Genomic DNA, 2,232 nt, shown 5'->3' on the forward strand with positions numbered 1-2,232 from the left:
TCCTGTGCGATGAAATGCAAATACCTTCAAATCAACAAGCAGGTCAATATATCGTCCCGGTCGTAAATCCGGTTATAGTCAACGGTTTACGAACGACAAAAGTAATACATGACATCTATGAGAAAGATAAAACAAAATTGGAAGATATTTACATTACGGTCCGCCTGTACGAAACAAAAAATCAAGGTCTCGTAAATAAAATCACTGAAGCTACAAATACCCAGACCTCAATCAATTTCAGGGACAAGATCAGCAACAAAGACTTCCAGAAATATGTGAAATTACTCTTTGAAAACAAAGGTATTGCATATATTTCAAAAAGAGGAGAGATATTCACCAACCAGTTGAGTAAAGAAATGCATGAATCAATAACCAGTGAAAAAGCAATTAAATTCTGGTATGCAACATATTATGAAAAACCCGAAATTGCTAAGAATTCCGTATCAAAGGTGTTAGAAGAAGTATTCGATGCTACGAACCAGGAAAATCCTCTGGTAAATCTTTTTGATGGTAATAAAAATTCACCTGTTTATTTGCAAATTTACAACAGCTACCTGATCATGAAACTGGTTGTTGAAAAGAAAAAGAGCCGGACAGATGCTGATGATCTCCTTGAGCACAGCGATGAGCTTCTAAGCTATGGGATCTACAAATACCTGATGACAAAACAATTGGATTTTTCGCAAGCAAACATCGAAAATGGTTATGAGTCTACTGTTACTATTGTCAGGAATAATGTCTCGGCTGAAAAGGATCGAAGAGATCAAAAAGGGGAAACATACTCTCATAGCAGTTACTTCAAGAGTGCACAATGCCGAATAGATTACAATACAGCTACAAATATCTCTGAAACATATGATCTTATTGATAAATTACTCATCAAAACAGACTGAAATTGAAAATGTCAAAAAGGAGACAATCGTAAAGCAGTTCATCTCCTAGCATATAAGCACAGGAGGCGAAAGAAAGAATGAAGCAGAGTAAATTCCCAAAAGGATGGGATGAAGAGAGGGTACACAAAGTTCTGGCCCATTATGAAAAACAAACAGAAGAGGAAGCCTTAGCCGAGGATGAGGCAGCCTATGAGGACAGAACCCAGACTACAATAGATGTCCCAGTTGAATTAGTTCCTGCTGTCCGGGAACTTATCGCAAAGCATCAATCACAGCATCCGAAGACAACGGCAGATAACATCGGATAAAGGAGATATCATCAATGGACACCTCAGGACTTTTAGAACTCATCGAAAAGGGCGAGGATTCACAGACCCAGTTCAAAGAGCGATTTGAAAGCATAGACGCATTAGCGGCTGAGATATGTGCCTTCAGTAATTCAAATGGAGGAAATATCATAGTGGGAGTGTCCGATGATGGGAAGATCACCGGACTGAAAAAAGAAGATATCTGGAAATTAAATGAATGGGTATCCAGTACATGTTCTCAAAAGATGGACCCACAAGTCAACGTTACCACTCAAAACATAAAATACCAGGACCGAGTAGTCATGGTTATCAGCGTACCCATGGGATCAAATAAGTTCTATATGGCAAACGGTAAAGACATCTGGGTGAAAATAGGGGCAGATAAAAGAAGAGCAAAAAGGGAAGAGATACAGAGATTACTCCAATCCCCGGGTCACCTTTATGCAGATGAAATGCCGGTTGAGAACACAAATTTAAGCGATATCAATATTGATCTGTTCAGGTCTTTTTATGAGCACAGGACAAACGAAACACTTGAAAACCTCAACATTCCGCTTGAGAAACTAATGTCAAATCTAAAATTGATGGCAGATGATAAATTGACACTTGCAGGTCTTCTGGTATTCGGTAAAAAACCAGAAGAAAAAAAGCCGCAGTTTGTTATAAAAGCAGTTCTGTTCCCGGGTAATTCACCTGCAGTGAGCGAATATAAAGACAGCCGGGACATCATCGGCAACATACCTAAAATATTTGAAGCCGGCAGGTCGTTTTTAATAAACAATCTTCGATGGGTACAGAAAGATCAACACTTCAACACAACAGGCATCCTTGAAATTCCGCAAATAGCCTTAGAAGAAGCTCTTATTAATGCAATAGTCCACCGCAATTATTTCATTTCCAGCAATATCCGGATATTTATTTTTGACAACCGCGTTGAGATCATAAGTCCGGGAGCTTTACCCAACACGATCAATGTAGGCGTGCCGAGCTAAGCTCATATTCGCCAGCTGGTGAAAATCCAGCCTGAGGAA

The 2,232-nt window shown here is 39.3% G+C and carries 3 protein-coding genes; all 3 read left to right on the forward strand.

The genetic code is table 11. The features are described from left to right. The coding region (locus tag IBX40_12905; GenBank protein ID MBE0525209.1) for an AIPR family protein at window positions 1–893 on the forward strand (893 nt) is incomplete at its 5' end. 77 nt (window positions 894–970) lie between these two features. Then, the gene (locus IBX40_12910; GenBank protein ID MBE0525210.1) at window positions 971–1,201 is read left to right on the forward strand and encodes a hypothetical protein; all 231 of its coding nucleotides are present in this window, start codon (window positions 971–973) and stop codon (window positions 1,199–1,201) included. Between the two features lie 14 nt (window positions 1,202–1,215). After that, entirely contained in the window at window positions 1,216–2,193 is a 978-nt protein-coding gene (locus IBX40_12915; protein ID MBE0525211.1) for a putative DNA binding domain-containing protein, read from the forward strand. Window positions 2,194–2,232: the final 39 nt, after the last annotated feature.

The organism is Methanosarcinales archaeon, from assembly GCA_014859725.1.
GTDB lineage: Archaea > Halobacteriota > Methanosarcinia > Methanosarcinales > Methanocomedenaceae > Kmv04.